The following is a 22,184-nucleotide window of genomic DNA, read 5'->3' as shown; positions in this document are numbered from 1 at the left end:
GCAATAAAATCAACCATTATAAAAACCAGTGGAACTTACCCTGACACGGATTTCCACTGGTTGTTAGAGGTTTTATCAGATTAACTTCCACTTTAACAGACGGTGGAAGTTAGTTTGGGAATTTAGCAGAGTCTTAAAATTTTGCTCTGCCATTTCCCAAAAATCCTTAAAAACATGATAAAATGGAAAGAAGTATAGACTAATAGAGGAAGGAAGAGAGTGAGTTTGTGTTCTAAACTGAACACGAGCTAAAAACGTCGAGAAAAAGATAGACCTCCTTGTGTCTGGTGACACGGCGTTGGTCTCCTATTTTCTTCTCGTTTTTTGACGCTCTTTGTATCTTAGAAATGAAACTTCAAAAACCTAAAGGTACGCAGGATATCTTGCCTGTAGAAGCTGCTAAATGGCAGTATGTGGAAAATGTTGCACGTGAAACATTTAAAAAATACAATTATGGTGAAATTCGCACGCCCATGTTTGAGCACTATGAGGTGATTTCTCGTTCTGTTGGTGATACGACTGATATCGTGACGAAAGAGATGTATGATTTTTATGATAAAGGAGATCGTCACATTACGCTTCGTCCAGAAGGAACTGCTCCGGTGGTGCGTTCTTATGTGGAAAATAAGCTCTTTGCGCCAGAAGTACAAAAACCAGTTAAACTGTATTATATCGGTTCAATGTTTCGCTATGAGCGTCCGCAGGCAGGTCGTTTGCGTGAGTTTCACCAGATTGGGGTAGAGGCTTTTGGTTCTAAAAATCCAGCGACGGATGTTGAGACGATTGCTATGGCTTATCAACTCTTCCAAACTTTAGGTATCCAAGACATCACCTTGCACCTCAATACTCTTGGTAGTCCAGAAAGCCGCGCAGCTTATCGTCAGGCTTTAATTGATTATTTGACTCCTCTTCGTGAAAGTTTATCCAAAGACAGTCAGCGTCGTTTAGAGGAAAATCCTCTGCGCGTGTTAGATTCAAAAGAAAAAGAAGATAAGGTTGCTGTCGAAAATGCGCCATCTATCTTGGATTATCTTGATGAAGAGAGTCAGACTTATTTTGACGCTGTTCGTGAAATGTTGGAAGATTTAGACATTCCATATGTGATTGATACCAATATGGTGCGCGGTCTGGATTATTATAACCACACGATTTTTGAGTTTATCACAAAAGTAGATAAGTCTGAGTTGACCATCTGTGCGGGCGGTCGTTATGATGGATTGGTTGAGTATTTTGGTGGGCCTGAGACACCTGGTTTTGGCTTTGGTCTTGGACTTGAACGCTTACTTTTAATTTTGGAAAAGCAGGGCATCGCCTTGCCAGTAGAAACTAGCTTAGATGTTTACATTGCCGTATTGGGAGAGGGAGCTAATCGCAAAGCGCTTGAATTGGTTCAAGCTATCCGTAACCAAGGATTCTCAGCTGAACGTGATTACCTCAATCGCAAGCTCAAAGCACAGTTCAAATCAGCAGATGTCTTGAACGCTAAGACTATTGTTACTCTAGGTGAAAGTGAAGTAGAAAGCGGTCAAGTAACGCTTAAAAATAACTCAACGCGTGAAGAGCTCACAACGACATTAGATGAGTTGATGACTAACTTTAGTTCGATATTTGCCAAAATTTAGAGAGTGGGACAGTTGATTAGGATGGCCGCTAACGATTGTGTGATACTCAAATAGTCCACTGGACTATTTGAGTTGGACACTTGAAAATGAAAAGTGTCCTTTTATAGACCTCCAATCAACCACTGCGCCACATTGTATTGCTATAAAAAATAGAAGGCTGGGATACTTTTTCTCAGCCTCTTTTTATACTATAGCTGTTAAAAATTTGATATAATAGACTGAGTATAGTCAAGGAGTAGTAGCCGATGAAGAAAATTTGTTTTGTTTGCTTAGGAAATATTTGTCGAAGTCCCATGGCAGAATTTGTGATGAAAGACGTGGCGAAAATGACAGACCTTGTCATTGACAGCAGAGCTACTTCCAGTTGGGAACATGGCAATCCCGTTCACAGGGGGACACAGAACATTTTGAAGAAACATGCTCTGCCTTTTAACCCAATGAAAACCTCACAGCAATTTAAGTTTGAAGATTTCAAACAATATGATTTGGTAATTGGGATGGATGAGCAAAATGTCCGAGACTTGAAGTCTTTGTCCGCTGGTCAGTATGACGATAAGATAGTTCTTTTTTGTGAGGGAGGTGTCCCAGATCCTTGGTATACGGGTGATTTTGATGAGACCTATGCCTTGGTTAAAGACGGATGTGAACAATGGCTGAGCCAAATAAATGGGTAGTAAAATGGAAAAACTAATACAAGGATTTAAAAAAATAGAGCTTACGCGGAGTTTAATTGAAAAGCTTGCGCTAGTGGCGATAGTACTCCTAGGTCTAATCGTGTTTACAGTACCTAGTAAGAGTGAAGGTACTTTGACTTATAAGGATGGTAAAATAACCTACAAAGGGACGATTGTTAATTATCGGATGAATGGCAAAGGAAAATTGGTCTATGAAAATGGCGATACCTATGTGGGTGGTTTTGACAATGGTGTCTTTGAAGGCCAAGGGAAATTCACGTCACATCAAGGTTGGACATATGAGGGTTCTTTTAACAATGGTCTAGCTGATGGTAAAGGTGTTTTAAAAACTAAAAATAAAAAAACGTATAAGGGCACATTTAAACAGGGGATTTATCAAAAATGAGAATAAAGTGGTTTTCAGCTGTCAGGGTAACAGGACTTCTCTTGGTTCTTCTTTACCACTATTTTAAAACGGCTTTTCCTGGTGGATTTGTCGGAGTGGATATTTTCTTCACTTTTTCGGGCTATTTGATTACAGCCTTGCTTTTAGATGAATTTTCTAAGAATCATAAGATTGACTATATCTCCTTCTTACGCCGTCGTTTTTACCGTATTGTACCACCACTGGTACTGATGATTTTAGTGGTTATGCCTTTTACTTTTTTGGTGAGAAGGGATTTTGTGGCTGATATTGGGCGTCAGATTGCGACGACCCTTGGTTTTACAACTAATTTTTATGAGCTTTTTGTTGGTGCTAACTACGAAAATCAGTTTATTCCTCATCTTTTTCTCCATACATGGAGTCTGGCGATAGAGGTACATTTCTATCTTCTTTGGGGATTGGTGATTTGGTTAGCTTCTAAGCGGGTTCATCGAACGTCTCAGTTACGTGGTATGATTTTTTTAAGCTCAGGATTCTTTTTCCTTATGAGCTTTTTGACCATGTTTATTGGAGCTTTCTTGGTTGATAATTTTTCAAACCTTTATTTTTCAAGTCTTGCCCATGCTTTTCCATTTTTCGTCGGAAGTTTTTTGGCAACTTTGACGGGTATCAGGGATACCACTAAAAAGCTCAATAGGCAAATCATAGAGTGGCAAACAAGGTCTGTATTGTTGGCAGCTGTGGGCGGTTTTATTGGTTTGATTGTGCTAGGACTTTTCTTGGATTTTAATCATATTTTCACCTATCTGCTAGGTTTTCTTCTGGCAAGTGTATTAGGTGGGGTCATGATTTACAGCACTCGTATTCTTCATGAGAAGCTTTCTAATGTTGAAGAGCCAAAGATTTTGACCTTTCTTTCAGATACGAGTTACGGTGTTTACTTATTTCACTGGCCGTTCTTGGTTATTTTTAATCAGTTTATGCCCATGCTGTTTTCAATTTTCTTCACGACTCTCTTATCTCTGATTTTTGCAAGTCTCTCTTATTATGTTTTAGAGCCGATTTTACTAGGAAAGCAGCCGAGCATTTTAGGATTGACCTTGGATTGGAAACCGTATCAAAAACATCTTTTAGGTGGTGTTTCAGTTTTAACGCTCCTTGCGATTGGAATTTCTCTAACGGCTCCTAAAGTTGGTCAATTTGAAACGGAGTTAAGAGCTAGTTCCCTTGATCAGGCGAATAGTAATATGAGCCGTACCCATACTCTTGCTGCAGGTGATGCTAGTGCCATGAGTAGTCTTATGATTATTGGTGATAGTGTGGCTCTGAGAGCTTCAGATGCGATTAAAGAAATTTTACCAGAAGCACAGCTTGATGCCTCTGTTAGCCGTGGTTTTGATTCTGCTTATGAAACTTTCCAAAATCAGATATCCAATGACTCGCTGCCATTGACAGTAATTTTAGCAGTAGGTGTTAATTCGCTTTATAATTATCAAGAGGATTTGGAGAAATTTATCACTTCCCTTCCTAAAGGACACCGCTTAGTTATCGTGACGCCATATAATTCTACGGATGGACGTGTATCAGAAGTTCGTAATTATGAGCTTGATTTGACTCAAAAATATGATTATGTGACAGTCGCAGACTGGTATCAAGCAGGAATTAATAACCAAGATATTTGGGCCGGAACAGATGGTGTTCATTTCTCAGATACAACAACCAAAGGAGCAAAGCTTTACGCTAAAACCATCCAAAAAGCGATTGAACAAGCTTCTAAAAAACCTGCAAAGAAATAATGTGACTTTGATATCTCAAAAAAGAGATGTGATGATAAAAGTTAAAAAAACTCTGCCTCTAGGGGTGGGGTTTTTGCTTGCTTTTTGCTATAATAGATGGGAATGAATATTATGAATTAAAAGAAGAGAAAGGAAAGAGCCCAACGGAGTATCCTATTCAGTTTTCCAGTGCTAAAATTTTAGTCAGACTTGTTAGCGAAAGCGCCATGACTTGGTCTATTTTAGTTGAGGGGTAAAAACGGTCTCTAGGTACTCCAACCGCAATTAGTTAATTGGATTAGTTGAATGCTCTTGGTATCTAAGTTATAATGACTAAACGTTCGATGTATGCAGGTCGTGTTCGTGCAGAGCACATTGGTTCTGAGATCACATTGAAAGGTTGGGTTGCGCGTCGTCGTGACCTTGGGGGCCTTATTTTTATTGATTTAAGAGACCGTGAAGGCATTATGCAGCTGGTTGTCAATCCTGAAAATACGAGCGCAGAAGTGGTTGCGACAGCAGAGAAACTACGTAGCGAATATGTGATTGAAGTAACTGGTAGTGTTGAAGCGCGTGAACAGGCTAATGATCACTTACCAACAGGGGCGGTTGAATTGAAAGTTTCTCAATTGACAATCCTTAATGAAGCTAAAACAACGCCATTTGAAATTAAAGATGGTGTAGAAGTTAGTGATGATAACCGTCTTCGTTACCGTTACCTTGATCTTCGCCGTCCAGAGATGTTAGAGAACTTTAAGCTGCGTGCGAAAGTGACGCATTCTATTCGTAACTACCTCGATGGCTTAGAGTTTATTGATGTGGAAACGCCAATGTTGACGAAGTCAACACCAGAAGGGGCACGTGACTATCTTGTTCCATCTCGTGTCAACCAAGGACAATTTTACGCTCTTCCTCAAAGTCCACAAATCACAAAACAGCTTTTGATGAATGCTGGTTTTGACCGTTATTATCAAATCGTGAAATGTTTCCGTGACGAAGATTTACGTGGAGACCGTCAACCTGAGTTTACACAAGTTGACTTAGAAACTTCTTTCCTATCAGAGCAAGAAATTCAGGATATTGTAGAGGGAATGATTGCCAAAGTCATGAAAGATACCAAAGGTATCGAAGTGACACTACCGTTTCCACGTATGCCATACGATATCGCAATGAACCAATACGGTTCTGATAAACCTGATACACGTTTTGAAATGCTTTTACAGGACTTGACAGAAGTTGTCAAGGGAGTTGACTTCAAAGTCTTCTCAGAAGCTGAGGCGGTTAAAGCGATTGTTGTTAAAGGAAATGCAGATAAGTATTCTCGTAAAGACATCGATAAATTGACAGAGTTTGCAAAGCAATTTGGTGCGAAAGGCCTTGCTTGGGTCAAAGTTACAGATGGTGCGATTGCAGGACCTGTTGCTAAATTCTTGACAAGTATCGAACAAAACTTGACAACAGCTTTACAGCTTGAAGAAAATGACCTTGTCCTCTTTGTTGCGGATACGCTTGAAGTTGCTAATAATACCCTAGGTGCTCTTCGTAATCGTATTGCTAAAGACCTTAACTTGATTGACAGTACAAAATTCAATTTCCTTTGGGTTGTTGATTGGCCAATGTTTGAATGGTCTGAGGAAGAAGGTCGTTACATGTCTGCTCACCACCCATTCACCTTACCAACAGAAGAAACAGCTCATGAGCTTGAAGGTGAGTTAGCAAATGTTCGTGCAGTAGCCTACGATATTATTCTCAATGGTTACGAACTTGGTGGTGGAAGTCTACGTATCAATCAAAAAGCAATGCAAGAACGTATGTTCAAGGCTCTTGGTTTTTCAGCTGAAGAAGCAAATGAACAATTTGGTTTCTTGTTAGAAGCTATGGAGTATGGTTTCCCACCGCACGGTGGTCTTGCTATCGGTCTTGATCGCTTTGTCATGATCTTAGCTGGAAAAGATAACATTCGTGAAGTGATTGCCTTCCCTAAAAACAATAAGGCAGTTGATCCGATGACACAGGCACCAAGTATTGTTGCTGACAAACAACTAGAAGAATTAGCTCTTCTTGTAAAGGAAAATGATTAAGAAAACCACTTTTTGGAAAAAAATGAAATTCTTTGTTCGTCGTTGGGCAAAGAAACTTGGTGTCTGGCGGACACTAAAAAGCATTTCAAAAGAGAAGTATGATGAAAAAATTTCAGCTTCTCTTTTGTATGGCTTATTATCGGCAATTGCTGTCAATTGGTTCTTTCAACCAGGGCATGTTTATTCTAGTGGTGCCACAGGTTTAGCACAGGTCATCTCGGCGATTAGCTTACGCAGTTTTGGCATTAAAATTCCAGTCGCAGCGGCTTTCTATGCGATAAATTTACCACTATTAGTGCTTGCTTGGCGGAAAATAGGGCATAAATTTACGATTTTTACCTTTATCACAGTTACGGTAAGTTCTGTTTTTATCCAATTTGTCCCTGAATTAACCTTGACCACAGATCCTCTGATTAATGCCATTTTTGGTGGCTTGGTTATGGGTGCAGGGATTGGTTATAGTCTGAAATCTAAGATTTCAAGCGGTGGAACTGACATTGTCAGCCTAACTATCCGAAAAAAGACAGGGCGTGATGTTGGTAATATTTCTCTCGTTGTTAATGGGATTATCATGATTTTTGCAGGATTTCTATTTGGATGGCAGTACGCTCTTTATTCAATGGTGACTATTTTTGTCTCCAGTCGTGTCACAAATGCCATTTATACCAAGCAGAAGAAGATGCAGGCGATGATTATCACTAGCAATCCAGAGCGTGTTATTAAGATGGTCCATAAACGTCTTCATCGTGGTGTAACCTGTATCAATGATGCGGAAGGAACTTATAATCATGAGAAAAAAGCGGTGCTTCTCACTGTGATAACTCGTGCGGAATTCTATGAGTTCAAATACCATATGCAAAAAGCTGACCCTAAAGCATTTGTTTCGATTTCTGAAAATGTCCAAATTATTGGGCGGTTTGCAGATTTAGATTGAGATTTATAACGGCAGCTATCTAGAAGAGTATTTTAGAGCGAAAGTGCTGAAAAGAAGAAACGATTTAGCTAGAATTAGAGATTGGAGAGTGAAGAAAAATCGTATTCGTAGGATGATGACCGATTTTTGGCCACTCTCTTTTTACAAAGATTTAGCTAGAAATTCAGAATAAAGGACAAATTAATGGAAAAACAATACCAGTTACAATTCAAAAATATGGTGTTCATTGCGCTGGGAGCTGCCATTTATGCTTTTGGTTTTGTTTATTTTAACCTGCCTAATCATATTGCCGCTGGTGGCTTAGCAGGTCTTACCATGGTGTTTCATGCACTTTTAGGAATTGATCCAACCTATACTGGCTATCTTATCAATTTACCCTTGATTGTGATTGGAGCCTATCTATTTGGTCGTAAAAGTATGCTGTACACACTTTGGGGCATTTTTTCCATGTATGGTTTTGTCTGGTTATTTCAGCGGTTACCAATGACCATTGATCTTCATCAAGATGCTTTAGTTGTTTCTCTCTTTGCAGGGATAATAGCAGGGCTAGGAGGTGGCTTGGTTTTTCGCAACGGCGGAACGATTGGTGGCTCGGATATTATTGCGCGAGTTGTTGAAAATAAAATGGGTGTCCACTTAAATCAGGTGCTTCTAGCTATTGATATTTTTGTGATGACCATTTCTCTAACCTATATCAATCTTAATCAAATGATGTATGCTCTCATTGCTAGTTTTATGTATAGCCAGGTGGTTAAGCTAGTTGAAAATGGAGGTTATGCCCTTAGAGGCCTCTTTATCATAAGTGATAAACATGATATTATCTCAAACCACATCATGAAAGAATTAGGGAGAGGTGTGACCTATTTTAAAGCAGGTGGAGCCTATACTAAAGCAGATAAAGAAGTGATTTATGTAGCGCTTAACCCAACTGAGACGCGTGAGTTAAAAACCTATCTTGCGGACATAGATCCACAGGCGTTTGTTGCTATTTCAAGTGTTGACGAAATTGTCAGTCCAGAATTTGTTGTGAGTAAGAGTAAATACCGCAATCGTGGGCGTTAATTGTTACAGGTGGAGGATTTATGACAGATCATCATGATATTAAAATAACTGCTAAAGGGCTTATCCTAATTGCCTTGGGTGTGGCAACCTATACCTTTGGTTTTGTCAATTTCAATATGGCTAATCATTTGGCTGAGGGAGGCGTAGCTGGAATTACCCTCATTATTCATGCTTTAACAGGAATTAGCCCCGCTTATACAACCCTTTTAATCAATATTCCTCTCTTTATTTTAGGGGCGAAGGTTTTTGGGAAAAAAGCTCTGTTTTTAACCATATACGGAACAGTCCTGATGTCTGTTTTTATTGATTTATGGATGAAGGTTCCTATCCACTTAGATTTAGGTGGGGATTTCTTGATTGCAGCCCTATTAGCAGGGATCTTTGCTGGTTTAGGTAGCGGTCTAGTTTTTCGATACGGTGCGACAACTGGTGGGACGGATATTGTTGGTCGTATTATTGAGGTTAAAACAGGAAGACAGTTAGGGCAGACCCTACTGATTATTGATGCTTTGGTGCTTTTAGCTTCCTTGACTTATATTGACATTCGGCACATGATGTATACCTTGATTGCTAGTTTTGTCTATAGTCAAGTTTTGACAATGGTACAAAATGGTGGTTACACCGTACGTGGAATGATTATTGTGACTAAGGAATCTGAAAAAGTTTCACAGACCATTTTAAGTGAAATTAACCGAGGTGTGACTTATTTAAAAGGCGAAGGTGCTTATTCGGGATATCAGCATAACGTTCTTTATGTGGTGCTTAACCCAACAGAAGTTATGGATGTGAAACGTATCATTGCAGATATTGATAAAGACGCTTTCGTCTCGATTATCAATGTCGATGAAGTCGTCAGCTCAGATTTTAAAATCATACGCAAAAATTATGATAAAGTGTAAGCTATAACAAGTCATGGCAGTTTCTTGATGAGAAGTGTCATGGCTTTTCTTTTGGACTTATTAGGGGTCGTTTTTCGTGAAGTACCAGCAAAATATGAAAGGGATTACAGAAAAAACTTGAAAATAAAAGGACAAAATAGTAAAATTTAATAAATTAACGCTTTTGATAATTGTGTCTATAAAGATAATGTGAAGTGTTATCTTAATAATTTTTTTGGAAGCGTTTTATAAATGATTGACATTTTCTCCGTATAGGTATATATTTTATATATATAAAAGTCGTTCAAAAAATAGTTTATAACAGAAGGAGGTTTTTATGAACTACCTAAAACGTGCTTGGCTAAGCGTTACTCGTCGTAAGGTGAAATCCCTTTTACTCTTTGTTATTATTTTCATTTTGGGAAATGTCATTGCTGGCGCTGTTTCCATCCAGCAGGCAACCCAAAATGTAGAACGTAATATAAAGTCTCAAATGGGGGCAACTGCTACTATTCAAACCGATTATGAAAACATGAAGGACTCTGATTGGGAAAAAGTAGAGCCTCTTACAAAGGATGTTGTCACCAAGGTTTCTGAGCTTCCTTATGTGAAGTATTTTGATTATTCTGTTGGGGGGACTTTGGGAGCTAGTGATGGCCTGCAACAGTATATTCCTGAATTTATTGCAAATCAAGATATGGGTGGTGGAGGTTTCCCAGACCCTAAAACCTATGCCTTTACATTGCGTGGCACTCAAACCCCTAAGTTAATTCCTTTAGAAGAAGGATTGATTAGCTTAACATCAGGACGGCAATTTACAAAGGAAGAAATCAGTTCAGGGAAAGCTGTAGTTCTAATCTCAGAGCAATTAGCAGAGCTGAATAACTTAAAAGTTGGGGATACTGCAACCTTTAAAAATTATATTATCAATTATGAAAATAATGAGACGGCTAAGGAAACGGACTATCCTCTAGAAATTGTTGGTATCTTCCGTTCAAACCACTTGCAAGCTAAAAAAGGAAGCAATGATAAGAGTGGCTCTGAGCAAGATGAGTACCAAAAAGCTCATGAGGAGCAAAGCGCTGCGAATACTGTATACGTTCCTAACCAGATAGCTGAAGCTATCGCTTCTGAGAATATGGAAATATTTGCAGAGCAAACTGGTGAGGAAATCTCTACAGCAGTAGGGGATATTGGTCAGCCTGTTTATGTGCTTAAAAATCCTGATGATCTTGAAAAATTTAAGCAGGAAGCTAAAGCTTATTTACCACAATTTTACATTGTTCGTGCCAATTCAGATAATTACGATAGCATTGCAGGACCAGTCAAATCAATGTCTAAATTAGCAGGCTATGTTCTCATGGTGGCAATTGGTGCGACAGTGTTAATCATTACCTTAGTTGTGCTGCTCTTCTTACGCGACCGTAAGCACGAACTTGGTATTTACCTATCATTAGGAGAGAGCCGCGGTAAGGTTGTCTTGCAGACACTTGCTGAAGTCTTTATGATTGCCTTTGTGGCGATTACTTTAGCTGTCTTTACAGGAAATCTGATTGCACAAGCACTGTCAGATACTCTATTACAACATCAGCTAAATCAGACGGACCACTTTGGTGGTGTGATGTTTGGTGGATTGAGTGAGTTAAATACAAATACAACTCTTGATGATGTGGTCAGTCAATATAAGGTCACGTTGTCTGCTGGCTACATGTTATTAATGTATGGTATTGGTCTTGGAACAGTTCTTTTAGCAACGATTGTGCCGATGGCCTATGTGACACGACTTAACCCTAAACGCATTATGATGTGATGACATCAGATACCAAAGAGTGAGACAGAAGTCATGAACTTCCCTTTACTCTTTAATTTCTAAGTTCAGCTTGGCAGTTTATCATCCTTGTATGGGGGCTGCTAACGGGTTGTGTAGTCCTAAGTGGTCCAGTGGACTAGGTGGGCACTTGAAAATGAAGATGTATCCAATGATAGATGTTCACTCACTCACTCACGGTATCAGCGGTCATTGCTGCAAAAATAAAGGCTGGAATATTTTTCCAAGCCTCAGGTTACTGACATAAGGAGTATGCTATGGCAATTTTAGAAGCACAAAATTTATCCTACTTTTATCAAGATGGTGAAAATCGTCGTTACATCTTGAAGGGGACGGATATTGCCTTTGAGAAAGGAAAATTTTACACGATTCTAGGACAATCTGGTTCAGGGAAAACCACACTTTTATCCCTTCTGAGTGCCTTAGAAAGTCCAAAAGAAGGTAAAGTTCTTTACAACGGAAAAGATATTAAAGATATTGGTTATGAGACGTTTCGTCGTAACAATATTGGCATTGTTTTCCAACATTATAATCTTATCCCTTACATGACAGCTGTGGAAAATGTCATGGTACCAATGGCGATTACAGAAAATGACTTACCTGACAATAAGGCGGATGTTGCCTATAATTTGCTAGACTATATTGGGATAGTAAAAAGCAAAGCAGACCGCCAGGTCAATCGTCTTTCAGGTGGGGAACAGCAACGTGTTGCTATTGCACGTTCTTTGGCAACAAATGTGGATGTGATTTTAGCAGATGAGCCGACTGGAAATCTGGATGAAGAGATGGAAGGCGAAATTGTTGAGATTTTCCAAAAATTAGCCCATGAACACGGAAAATGTGTCATCGTGGTAACTCACTCCCAAGAAATTGCAACGTTATCAGATGAGATTTATTATCTAAGGAAAGGAAAACTAAAACCGTATGAGTGATTTTTTGTCAAAGTTTTCTGGTAATCATTACGATGAACTCTTAGAAGAGGATAAAAAACGAAAAATAATCAAAGAAGATCAGTTGAAGTCAGCTGAGAAAGAAATAGAGAAAAGTCCGAGGGCTCCGCTTTCTTTTGAAAAAACACCAGAGCAGCCATTGTCTGAAACGGTGATAAAAAAGGCACCTAAGACAACTTCAGAGGTCTTCTCTAGTATTCCAGAAGTCAAACAAGAAAGAATAGATCAGTTCTTCCATGCTCAAGAAGACGATGACTTGTCAGAGCGACAAACCTATACAAGACAAGAACGAGAAAGTTCTGTAAGTAGGCGTCGTGAGGAGTCTCATGAGGAAACTGAGATTGATCCAGATTATCAGAAAAAGAAAAAACGAAAAGTCATTCTGATTGGAGCAAGTGTCATTGCTTGTTTAGCGCTTGGGTTATTTCTCTTTTATCAATTGACCCATGTTACAGTCCCTAATTTTGTCGGAAAAACGGTGACAGAAGCGCGTGAGTGGGGAAATGAGAATGGTGTAGAGATTGATTTGACTCAAGAACATAGCATCAAGTTTGAGGAAAATGTTATCGTGTCTCAGAAGATTAAAAAGGGACAAAAGGTAGCCAAAGGTAGTAAATTGGCAGTTGTTGGTTCCTTGGGAGCTGACCCTGAAGAAGTATTGCCTCTACCAGATTTTTCTCGGATGACTTATGTCGATGCACAAAAGTGGATTGACGACAACAAAGCTAAAAATCTTAAACTCACCCAAGTTTATAGCGACATCACAGCTAAAGGAAAATTCATTAAACTAGAAATTGCTAATTCTATCCCTGCAAGTGATTACACGCGTGGCGATAAGGCGACATTGACCTACTCTCGTGGTAAAGAGGTACTTGAAGCCAATATCGAAGTTCCAGATTTTGTTGGAAAAAACAAGACGGATGTGGATTCTTGGGCTAAGACCAATAGTATTGAAGTGACCTATGAAGAAAAAGCTAGTGCAAGCCTTGCTGTCGGTACTGTTATGGGACAATCAGTTGCTGCTAATCAAAAAGTGGCTAAGAAATCAAAAATGACAGTACAGGTTTCAGCAGGTAAGGGAATCATGGTGCCAGACTTTTCTACCTTAACAATGACGCAAGCGTCGTCTGTTGCAGGCTTGACTGTTATTGTACGTCAGGTGTATGGAGATGCTCCGTACGGTGCTTTAATTTCTCAATCAAAAGCAGCTGGGACAGAGTTGACCGAAAAAGACGATAAGAATGTTGAAGTAGTCTATTCAGCAGGAGCGCCTTACATTCGTGATTTATCAGGAAAAAATGAAGGAGAGCTCCAACAATATTTCTATGATGAATTTCGTTCGAAAGGTGCCGAAATCTACTTTACAAGCTACTATGTGGATTCGAGCCAACCAAAAGGAACAGTTGTTGCACAAAGTGTTAAAGAAACATGGTTACCTTTGACTTACACAGTTGAAGTTGGTATCAGTAATGGCGCACATTTTTCAGGCACCATTGTTCCACCAGCCAATAACACTCCTGATACAACAACCAGCTCACAAGGTTCAGCTGTCGCACCATAATACTCATCCAAAATCAAAATTAGCAGTTTAAGTCAAATCAAGAACCAATAAATGGCTTGATTTATCAGAGCTTCTTTCACCATGGTGGTATTCTTATTAGTGAAACTGTCCAGTGGACAGTTTTAGCCCAAGCTCAGAAATAAAAGAGTGAGGGTAAATGGCTTGATAAGAACGGATTTTTGGGAGAACTACAAAATTGAAAGTCAATTTCGTAGTAGTTCCCCCGCAAGGATGATTAGGTTGGACGCTGTCGAGTAGTCGACAAGTACAGCCAATCATCTACTGCGATAGAGATAAGCTCAAATCTAGCAATGAAACTCCGTAGGAGGTTGGGACACTGACTCCGTCAACTCTATTTCCCACCTCCAAAGGTCTCCCAGACCTTTGGAGCGTCCGCACTTTTAAGAAAGAAGCAAAAAAGTAATTTTTGATTTTTGTTAAGTATAAATAAACGATACAGATAACAATCCAATAAAAAAGCATAAAATCAGTGTGAAGCCATTGAGTCAGGACTATTCACAGTTTGATTTTATGCTTTTTATTATTTTTCAGATTTGTAATGATTATTGAGCAATTCGAACGATGATTTCTGTTAACTCTTCTGGACTTTCTTGACCACCTGAGACAATCCATTCATGTAGTAAGGACTCAATAGAAGCGATATAGGATGCTTTAGCATAGTTGAGTGGCACTGCCAATTTTTCTACGATATAAGTGTCAAAGTCAGGGATATTGTCTAAGATATAGCCAATGAAATCTCGCATGACTGGCGAAAAGTTAACATAAGAGATAGTAGCTAGCACACGTAAAAATGCAATGTCTTGCTGGATGTACTGGAGTGTTTCACAGATGATTTCCTTACTGAAGGATAGATTTTCCTGGGTGATTAGCCTATACAAATTAGAGAGTTTCTCTTCTCTGATTTTCTCCATCATGTCATATTTATCTTTATAGTGGAGATAGAAGGTGCCTCGGTTAATCTTAGCAGTTTTACAAATTTCTGTAACAGAGATTTGTTCAAGGTGTTTTTGGGTTAGTAGCTCTGAAAGAGCTCGCTTAATATGGTTCTTAGTTTCTGTATGACGGGTTTGTTTAGGCATCGTAATTTTTAATTCCTTTTCCATAATAAACTCTTAATTATCATTATGCCAATCAGTGCATAGAAAGGCATACGAATTTCAAATCAACGCTATGTATAATTTTGTGATAAAATTAGTATATATAAAGTAAGAGAATGTGTCAAGATAAGTGCACTGGTGAGGAGAGAAAGATGTCTTATATTGAGGTGCAGGGAGTTTCTAAGTATTATCATATGGGGGACACGGTAATTCCTGCTAATAACAATGTTAGTTTTGAGATTGAAAAAGGAGAGTTGGTTATTATTCTAGGATCTTCTGGAGCAGGAAAATCGACTTTGCTCAATATCTTAGGTGGGATGGACACTAATGATGAAGGCCATATTTTTATTGATGGTACTGACATTTCTCAATTCAATTCCCATCAAAGGACAAATTATCGTAGAGATGATGTAGGCTTTGTTTTTCAGTTTTATAATCTAGTAGCTAATCTAACGGCGAAAGAAAATGTGGAACTAGCTTCAGAAATTGTGAGGGATGCTATGGATCCTGTGGCAATTTTGACAGAAGTTGGCTTGGCTCATCGTTTGGATAATTTTCCAGCCCAGCTTTCAGGAGGTGAACAACAGCGAGTGTCCATTGCGCGTGCGGTAGCTAAAAAACCTAAACTTCTGCTCTGCGATGAACCAACAGGTGCCCTAGATTATGAGACAGGTAAACAAGTTTTGAAAATTTTACAAGATATGTCTAGATATCAAGGAGCTACTGTCATTATTGTAACCCATAATGCAGCCTTGGCACCTATTGCAGATAGAGTTATCCATATGCGTGATGCAACAGTCAAGTCAATTAAGGTGAATGATTATCCACAGGATATTGCTACTTTGGAATATTAGGAGGCATTGTTAGTGAGTATGAGAACTTACTGGAAAGATATTGGTCAATCTTTTTCTAGCTCCAAAGGAAGGCTCTTTTCGATTTTCTCTTTGATGGGAATTGGTGCACTTGCCTTGGTTGCGCTAAAGGTGACAACACCTAATATGAGGCGGACCGCTCAAGAATTTATTGATGAGACTAATCTGATGGATTTGTCAGTTATGGCGGACTATGGGTTAGATCGTGAAGATGTTAAGGAATTATCATCTCTACCCAAGGCGAACGTAGAATTTGGTTACCTAACAGATGTCACGATAGCTGATAGCCATGATGCGGTCAGGATATTTTCACAAACTAAGAGCATTTCGCAATACCAATTGGTAGCTGGTCGTTTTCCTAAAAGAAACGGAGAAATCGCTCTGGCTGAGAAGATGTCTGAGACTTATCAGTTAGGTGATACGATTACTTTTAAACTGTTAGAAGATGGGATTTTGACAGATACTAGATTTAAAGTTGTTGGTTTTGTTAATTCAGCTGAGATTTGGGACAATGATGCCATGGGGCAGACCAAGTCTGGGACTGGAGAGTTGACGGGGTATGGGATTGTTCCGGAGACAACTTTTGATTCAGATGTTTATATGATTGCTCGTATTTCTTATCAAGATGTGGATCAGTTGACCTATTATCAGGACATTTATGAGCAAAGACTAGCCAAGTATCGTGAGGAATTGAAACATTTATTGGCGGATAATGGCAAACAGCGTCTAACGACGCTTCAAGCGTCCGCGCAAGCTGATATTATTAAAGGTTACGATGATATTCATAACTCCGAAAAGACATTAACTGACGCAGCGCAGGCCATTTCTGACGGTAAAAATAAAATTGCAGATGGGCAGAAGCAAATTGACAGCGCACAAGAAGAGTTGACCTCTGGTCAAGAAGGGTTAGCTGGTGCTGTTGAGCGTCTTGCTGATGCAAAAGCTGAATTGGATGCTAATGCTGATAAATTAGCGCAATCAAAGGTAGAACTCGATAATGCTAAGAAAGCGCTGGATACTACCAAGCTCCAGTTAGATAAGGCTCAGGAAGAGTTGTCACGTGCTAAAGCTACTTTGGATAGCAACAAGGCGCAACTAGAGGCGAGTGAGCAAGCTATTGCTAGTGGTGAGCAGGTGCTTCAAAAGGCACAAGAAGAGATTTATGCTAAAACAGATGCTTTAGTTGCTGCTGGCATTGATCCTATGACTGTTGACGAGATTAGCTTGGCGCAAGAAGAATTGGCTAAAAAAGAAGTAGAATTAGAGAAAGCAAGGGTTACCTTTAGGGACGGGCAAGCGCAATACGAAACGGGGCTTTCTACTTATGAAAGTAATCTAGAAGCCTATCAGTCAGGTCTCTCTCAGTATGAATCTGGTGTTAATGACTATCATAAGGGAATGTCTGATTATGAGGCAGGATTGAAAGTCTATCAAGTTGGTTTAGAAGATTATCAAACTGGTCAAGCAACTTACCAAGCTAATGCTGAGAAACTAGAAGCTGCTCAACAAGAAATTTCAGCTCAGCAGGAAAACTTAAATCAGGCGAGGTCTGAACTGGATAAGTCTGAGAAAGCCTATCAAAGTCAAAAATTAGAAGCAGATCAAAAACTCACCACAGCTAGAAATGATTTGGAAGAAGCTAAGGAAGAAGTGGCAAGTTTGAAAGAGCCAGCCTATACCGTTTACACTCGGAAAACTCTTCCAGGAGGAGAGGGATATGCGACCTATTCTATGGGAGCTGATTCGATTTCAGCTGTTGGAGATATTTTTCCTGTGGTCCTCTACGGTGTCGCGGCTATGGTCACTTTGACGACGATGACACGCTTTGTTGATGAGGAGCGACAAAAGGCTGGGATTTTTAAGGCATTGGGGTATTCTGATGGTCAGATTATTGCTAAATTTGTCATTTATGGATTGGTATCGAGTTTACTTGGGACTCTGGTGGGTATTGTTATAGGACATTTCCTATTGTCTCCTGTTATTGGGAATATTTTAACAGAGGGAACGGTGATTGGCAGTAGTAGGACATATTTTTACCCAAGTTGGACCTTGCTAGCCATCGGACTTGCCCTTCTTTCGGCGGTTGTTCCAACTTACTTGGTTGCTAGACGTGAGCTTGGGGAAAAGGCTGCGCAATTGTTGCAAGCTAAGCCCCCAGTCTCAGGTTCGAAGATTTTACTAGAAAAACTCCCTTTTATCTGGCGACGTCTCAGTTTTACCCATAAAGTAACAGCTAGAAATATTTTTAGATACAAACAGCGGATGTTGATGACCATCTTTGGAGTGGCAGGCTCGGTTGCTCTGCTATTTGCTGGATTGGGCATCCAGTCATCTATTTCAGGCGTTGCTGATACACAGTTCGGAGAGATTATTCACTACGATATGATTGTTGCCTCAAAAAGACAAAAGGATAAAAAAGTGATTGAAGAGACCCTGAAAACTTCTCGGATACAGAGGTCTCAAGCCATTTATTTTGAAACGTTGTCCGAGAAGATTAAAGGAAGTGATGATGATCTTGCAATCAATCTTATCGTAACTGACAGCCCTGCTTTTTCAAAAGACATCAGTCTTCGTGAAAGAGATTCAGGTAATGTTCTTTCCTTGGGACAAAGCGGAGCGATTATCACCGAAAAACTGGCAAAACTATATGGTATTTCTAAGGGAGATAGCCTAACGCTTACGCTTTCTGACCAAGAAGTGACAGTGGTCGTGTCTGGTATCACAGAAATGTATGTCGGTCAGTATCTCTATATGACCGCAGATTATTATGAGAGTGTCACTGGAAAAACCTATGAGTCTAATAGTTACCTCGTCTCCTTAAAGAATAAATCGGTGAAAAACATCAATAATGTTGCAGCTGATTTTCTGGCAATGAAAGAGATTGCCGCCGTGGCACAAAATACAGCGCTCAGAAAGACCCTACATACCGTAGCAGATTCATTACAGTCTGTGATGATTATATTGATCACCCTATCTGTATTGCTTGGTGTGGTTATTCTATATAATCTGACGAATATCAATGTAGCAGAGCGCATTCGAGAACTATCTACCATCAAAGTATTAGGTTTCCACAACCGTGAGGTTACTCTTTATATCTACCGAGAGACAATTGTTTTATCTATCATAGGTATTGCGATGGGACTTGTCAGTGGACGCATACTCCACCAAGTTATCTTGGATATGATTGGTTCAAATCAGATTATGTTCCAACCTAAAGTTGCTTATTATGTTTATCTGATACCTGTTATTGCTATTATCGGTATCTTGGGGATTTTGGGCTGGTTTGTCAATCACAAGCTTAGAAAAGTAGACATGTTAGAAGCACTAAAGAGTGTAGAATAGTGAAAACCTCTTGTCAAAAACTTTTGACAAGGGTTTTTCATACTTAGTCAAGAAAATTTGATAGAATAAGAAAGAGAAATGCTAGATATAGTGTTTTAGCTTTAAAATAGTAAACTCGTTTAAGATAAAATGTCTCAGTCACAATGAATTCCTCTTCAATATATGGTTGCTTTATAATATTTTATTGCTGGTATTTTCTGCAATCATTACGAGCGACGAAGTCGCCACAACTAGCACTTTCCGCAGTGGTGATAACACTAAAACTAATAAGTTTTAGTGTGAAGGGGTTGGCAAGAACTAGGCTTGCCAAGAAGGAATGGAACTCTGTAGGAGGTCGCTTCCGCCCCACACCACATTAGGAGAAGTGCTAACAAAAATACTAAATAAAAACTAATTGACTTTAATACAGATGACCAAGGAGGGCTAGTCTGTGTAAGAAAAAGATAGAAAGGAGAATTTATGGAAGTCGGTCAACAGATTAAAAAACAGCGTCAGCAATTACAACTTTCTCAAGAGGAATTAGCTGAAAAATTTTATGTGAGTAGGCAGACGATATCCAATTGGGAAACTGAAAAATCTTATCCAGATTTACAATCTCTGATATTACTGAGTCAGTGTTTTAAGCTTACCTTGGATCAATTGATAAAAGGAGACCTAGAAACGATGAAACAAGTGATTAAAGATACGGACATTCAGGATATGGATAAGGCAACACGCTATATGATAGGGTGTATGATTGCTCTTTTACTTTTAGTATTCCCTGTCTTTTACTGCCTAGGCTGGTGGGGATTGTTGATTTATTTACCTCTCTCGGGGCTAGAAGTTCATTTTGCTAATCGCATTGAGAAAATTAAGAAGGATAATCAGGTTCAAACCTATCGACAAATTGTGGCTTTTAGCCAAGGAGAAACTCTGAGTGAGACAGAAACCATTGCCGAAAATGCAAAATATCCTTATCAGAAACCTCTGATTGTTTTAATTTTTACTGGCATTTTCGCTATTTTGGCAATGCTTGTATCACTGATTTATGTCTGGCTTTTACCATAACTAAAACACGCCTTCAAGCGAGGGCGTGTTTTTTAGAATCTTACATTTCATCTGGTGCTTCAACACCGAGGAGGCGAAGAGCTTCTTTGAGGACAGTTGCTGTTGCGTAGCTGAGGGCTAGGCGGCTGTCACGTTCTGGGCTTTCGTCAAGAATGCGTGTGTGTGCGTAATATTTGTTAAAGGCTTGCGCTAAATTGATAGCAAATTTAGCAACAATTGATGGTTCAAAATTATCTGAGGCACGGTTGATAACTTGTGGGAAAGATTGAATGAGTTTAATAATCTCCCAACTTTCAACATCGTTTAAACTGTAGGTTGCGTCAGCTTTTGCCACAAAGTCAGCTTTGCGTAAGATTGACTGGATACGAGCATGCGCGTATTGCACATAAGGGCCGGTCTCACCTTCGAAGGAAACCATAGCCTCAAGGTCAAAGTCATAACCATTCATGCGGTCTGTTTTAAGGTCATAGAATTTGATTGCTCCGACACCGACAGCATGTGCAACGGCTTCTTTATTAGCTAAGTTTGGATTTTTAGCGTCAATTTGAGCTTTAGCACGGCTAACTGCTTCAGCAACAGTTGGCTCAAGCAGGATGACATTTCCTTTACGCGTTGATAGTTTTTTACCTTCTTTAGTAACTAAACCAAATGGTACGTGCGTCATATCATCAGACCACTCATAGCCCATTTCTTTAAGAACAGCTTTTAATTGTTTGAAGTGAGCCGCTTGTTCGTTACCAACAACGTAGATAGACTTAGCAAAATCGTAAGTACGTTTACGGTAAAGGGCTGCTGCCAAGTCACGGGTAATGTAGAGTGTTGCACCATCAGATTTTTTAATCAAGGCTGGGTGCTCAATGCCATATTTTTCAAGATTTACGACTTGAGCGCCTTGAGATTCTTCGAGGAGCCCTTTTTCAGTTAGAAGGTCAACAATCTCGTCCATCTTGTCATTGTAGAAGGCTTCACCGTTATAACTATCAAAGGAAACATTCAACTCAGTATAAAGACGGTTAAACTCTACCAAGCTCTCATCACGGAACCACTGCCATAGAGAAGTGGCTTCTTCATCACCAGCTTCTAATTTACGGAACCACTCACGTGCTTCATCATCAACCGTCGAATCTGATTCAGCTTCAGCGTTGATGCGGACATAGAGTTTGAGAAGCTCGTTAATCGGATTAGCTTCGACAGCTTCTTTGTCTCCCCATTTTTTATAGGCAACAATAAGCATACCAAACTGTTTCCCCCAGTCACCCAAGTGGTTGATACGAACTGGTTTGTAGCCTTGTTTTTCAACGATATTGGCCAAAGCATCCGCGATAACCGTTGAACGTAAGTGACCGATTGAGAATGGTTTTGCGATGTTTGGGCTTGACATATCAAAGGCGATATTGCGACCTTGTCCAATTTCTTGGTCAGCATAGTGAGAACCTGCTGAGATTACCTGAGATAATACTTGAGCAGAAATTTGCCCCTTGTCTAAGAAGAAATTGATGTAAGGGCCTACGGCTTCAACTTTTTCAAAGTTAGTAGCATCAATCTTTTCGACAATCTCGCTAGCAATCATATGAGGTGCTTTGCGCCAGCTTTTTGCCAAAGAAAAGGCAGGGAAAGCGAGATCTCCCATAGTTGCATTTTTAGGTTTTTCAAGGAGATTTAAGATAGTCTCCAATTCAAGCTCAGGAACAGCTTTTGCAATCTCAGTTGCAATCATTAATTTTGTGTCCATAATCTCTCCAATATAAAATAATCATTGTCTCTATTTTACCATAAAAGGTGCTAGGTTAGAAAAAATGTCACGTAAAAATACTTTGAAAACGACTACAACACCATTTAAAAGGACGAAAATTTATTAATTCATTAGAAAATTGATTTTTTAGCCAAATTTCAAGTTCAAGTTAGGCAGTCTGTAAAAACTCTATAGGAGATTTATAATTGAATAGTTTCTTTGGATAGTTGTTAATCCAGTTTTCAATAAATGCGACTTGTTGTTGAGTCGCATTTTTGCTTCCCTTAGGCAACCAACGCCGGATGAGTCTATTATGATTCTCA

The 22,184-nt window shown here is 39.4% G+C and carries 16 protein-coding genes and 1 pseudogene; 14 read left to right on the top strand and 3 right to left on the bottom strand.

Features of this window, described 5'->3' with window-relative positions; translation table 11 throughout:
• Window positions 1-347: 347 nt before the first annotated feature.
• The 11 genes from hisS to EAF07_RS09195 all read left to right on the top strand — a co-directional run bounded on the left by hisS (window position 348) and on the right by EAF07_RS09195 (window position 13,750).
• On the top strand, window positions 348-1,622 hold the full coding sequence (hisS, locus tag EAF07_RS09245) for a histidine--tRNA ligase (protein WP_121836274.1): 1,275 nt from the start codon (window positions 348-350) through the stop codon (window positions 1,620-1,622).
• A 245-nt stretch (window positions 1,623-1,867) separates the two neighbouring features.
• Window positions 1,868-2,296, top strand: a complete 429-nt coding sequence (locus EAF07_RS09240; protein WP_121836273.1) for a low molecular weight protein-tyrosine-phosphatase — start codon at window positions 1,868-1,870, stop codon at window positions 2,294-2,296.
• A gap of 4 nt (window positions 2,297-2,300) precedes the next feature.
• On the top strand, window positions 2,301-2,702 hold the full coding sequence (locus EAF07_RS09235; RefSeq protein ID WP_121836272.1) for an MORN repeat-containing protein: 402 nt from the start codon (window positions 2,301-2,303) through the stop codon (window positions 2,700-2,702).
• Window positions 2,699-4,477 (top strand): acyltransferase family protein, encoded by a 1,779-nt coding sequence (locus EAF07_RS09230; protein ID WP_121836271.1) that lies wholly within the window; start codon window positions 2,699-2,701, stop codon window positions 4,475-4,477. Before EAF07_RS09235 ends, EAF07_RS09230 begins: the two co-directional genes overlap by 4 nt.
• Window positions 4,478-4,785: 308 nt before the next feature.
• Window positions 4,786-6,537, top strand: a complete 1,752-nt coding sequence (gene aspS / locus EAF07_RS09225; RefSeq protein WP_121836270.1) for an aspartate--tRNA ligase — start codon at window positions 4,786-4,788, stop codon at window positions 6,535-6,537.
• Window positions 6,530-7,471, top strand: a complete 942-nt coding sequence (locus EAF07_RS09220) for a YitT family protein (protein ID WP_121836269.1) — start codon at window positions 6,530-6,532, stop codon at window positions 7,469-7,471. Before aspS ends, EAF07_RS09220 begins: the two co-directional genes overlap by 8 nt.
• 183 nt (window positions 7,472-7,654) lie before the next feature.
• Window positions 7,655-8,533, top strand: coding sequence for a YitT family protein (locus EAF07_RS09215; RefSeq protein ID WP_121836268.1), 879 nt, complete (start codon window positions 7,655-7,657; stop codon window positions 8,531-8,533).
• 20 nt (window positions 8,534-8,553) lie between these two features.
• Window positions 8,554-9,432 (top strand): YitT family protein, encoded by an 879-nt coding sequence (locus tag EAF07_RS09210; protein WP_121836267.1) that lies wholly within the window; start codon window positions 8,554-8,556, stop codon window positions 9,430-9,432.
• Between the two features lie 316 nt (window positions 9,433-9,748).
• On the top strand, window positions 9,749-11,221 hold the full coding sequence (locus tag EAF07_RS09205) for an ABC transporter permease (RefSeq protein WP_121836266.1): 1,473 nt from the start codon (window positions 9,749-9,751) through the stop codon (window positions 11,219-11,221).
• A gap of 275 nt (window positions 11,222-11,496) precedes the next feature.
• Window positions 11,497-12,171 (top strand): ABC transporter ATP-binding protein, encoded by a 675-nt coding sequence (locus EAF07_RS09200; RefSeq protein ID WP_121836265.1) that lies wholly within the window; start codon window positions 11,497-11,499, stop codon window positions 12,169-12,171.
• Window positions 12,164-13,750, top strand: a complete 1,587-nt coding sequence (locus EAF07_RS09195; protein ID WP_121836264.1) for a PASTA domain-containing protein — start codon at window positions 12,164-12,166, stop codon at window positions 13,748-13,750. The genes EAF07_RS09200 and EAF07_RS09195 overlap by 8 nt, the downstream gene beginning before the upstream one ends.
• A gap of 563 nt (window positions 13,751-14,313) precedes the next feature.
• Here EAF07_RS09195 and EAF07_RS09190 read toward each other — a convergent pair.
• Entirely contained in the window at window positions 14,314-14,874 is a 561-nt protein-coding gene (locus EAF07_RS09190) for a TetR/AcrR family transcriptional regulator (RefSeq protein WP_245962722.1), read from the bottom strand.
• Between the two features lie 146 nt (window positions 14,875-15,020).
• Here EAF07_RS09190 and EAF07_RS09185 point away from each other — a divergent pair, with 146 nt between their 5' ends.
• The 3 genes from EAF07_RS09185 to EAF07_RS09175 all read left to right on the top strand — a co-directional run bounded on the left by EAF07_RS09185 (window position 15,021) and on the right by EAF07_RS09175 (window position 20,129).
• Window positions 15,021-15,722, top strand: coding sequence for an ABC transporter ATP-binding protein (locus tag EAF07_RS09185; protein WP_121836263.1), 702 nt, complete (start codon window positions 15,021-15,023; stop codon window positions 15,720-15,722).
• An 18-nt stretch (window positions 15,723-15,740) separates the two neighbouring features.
• Window positions 15,741-19,082: an ABC transporter permease gene (locus EAF07_RS09180; protein ID WP_245962721.1), complete on the top strand. Its 3,342-nt coding sequence runs from the start codon at window positions 15,741-15,743 to the stop codon at window positions 19,080-19,082.
• A gap of 459 nt (window positions 19,083-19,541) precedes the next feature.
• Window positions 19,542-20,129, top strand: a complete 588-nt coding sequence (locus EAF07_RS09175) for a helix-turn-helix domain-containing protein (protein ID WP_121836261.1) — start codon at window positions 19,542-19,544, stop codon at window positions 20,127-20,129.
• A gap of 40 nt (window positions 20,130-20,169) precedes the next feature.
• Here the strand turns inward: EAF07_RS09175 and argS are convergent, their stop codons facing one another.
• Together argS and EAF07_RS09165 are read right to left on the bottom strand one after the other, a co-directional pair.
• Window positions 20,170-21,861, bottom strand: a complete 1,692-nt coding sequence (argS, locus tag EAF07_RS09170) for an arginine--tRNA ligase (RefSeq protein ID WP_121836260.1) — start codon at window positions 21,859-21,861, stop codon at window positions 20,170-20,172.
• A 169-nt stretch (window positions 21,862-22,030) separates the two neighbouring features.
• Window positions 22,031-22,184, bottom strand: a pseudogene (locus EAF07_RS09165) (IS30 family transposase); the annotation flags it as partial.

It is taken from the genome of Streptococcus hillyeri, from assembly GCF_003686955.1.
GTDB classification, from domain to species: Bacteria; Bacillota; Bacilli; order Lactobacillales; family Streptococcaceae; genus Streptococcus; species Streptococcus hillyeri.
This window is presented reverse-complemented; position numbering and strand designations above follow the sequence as displayed.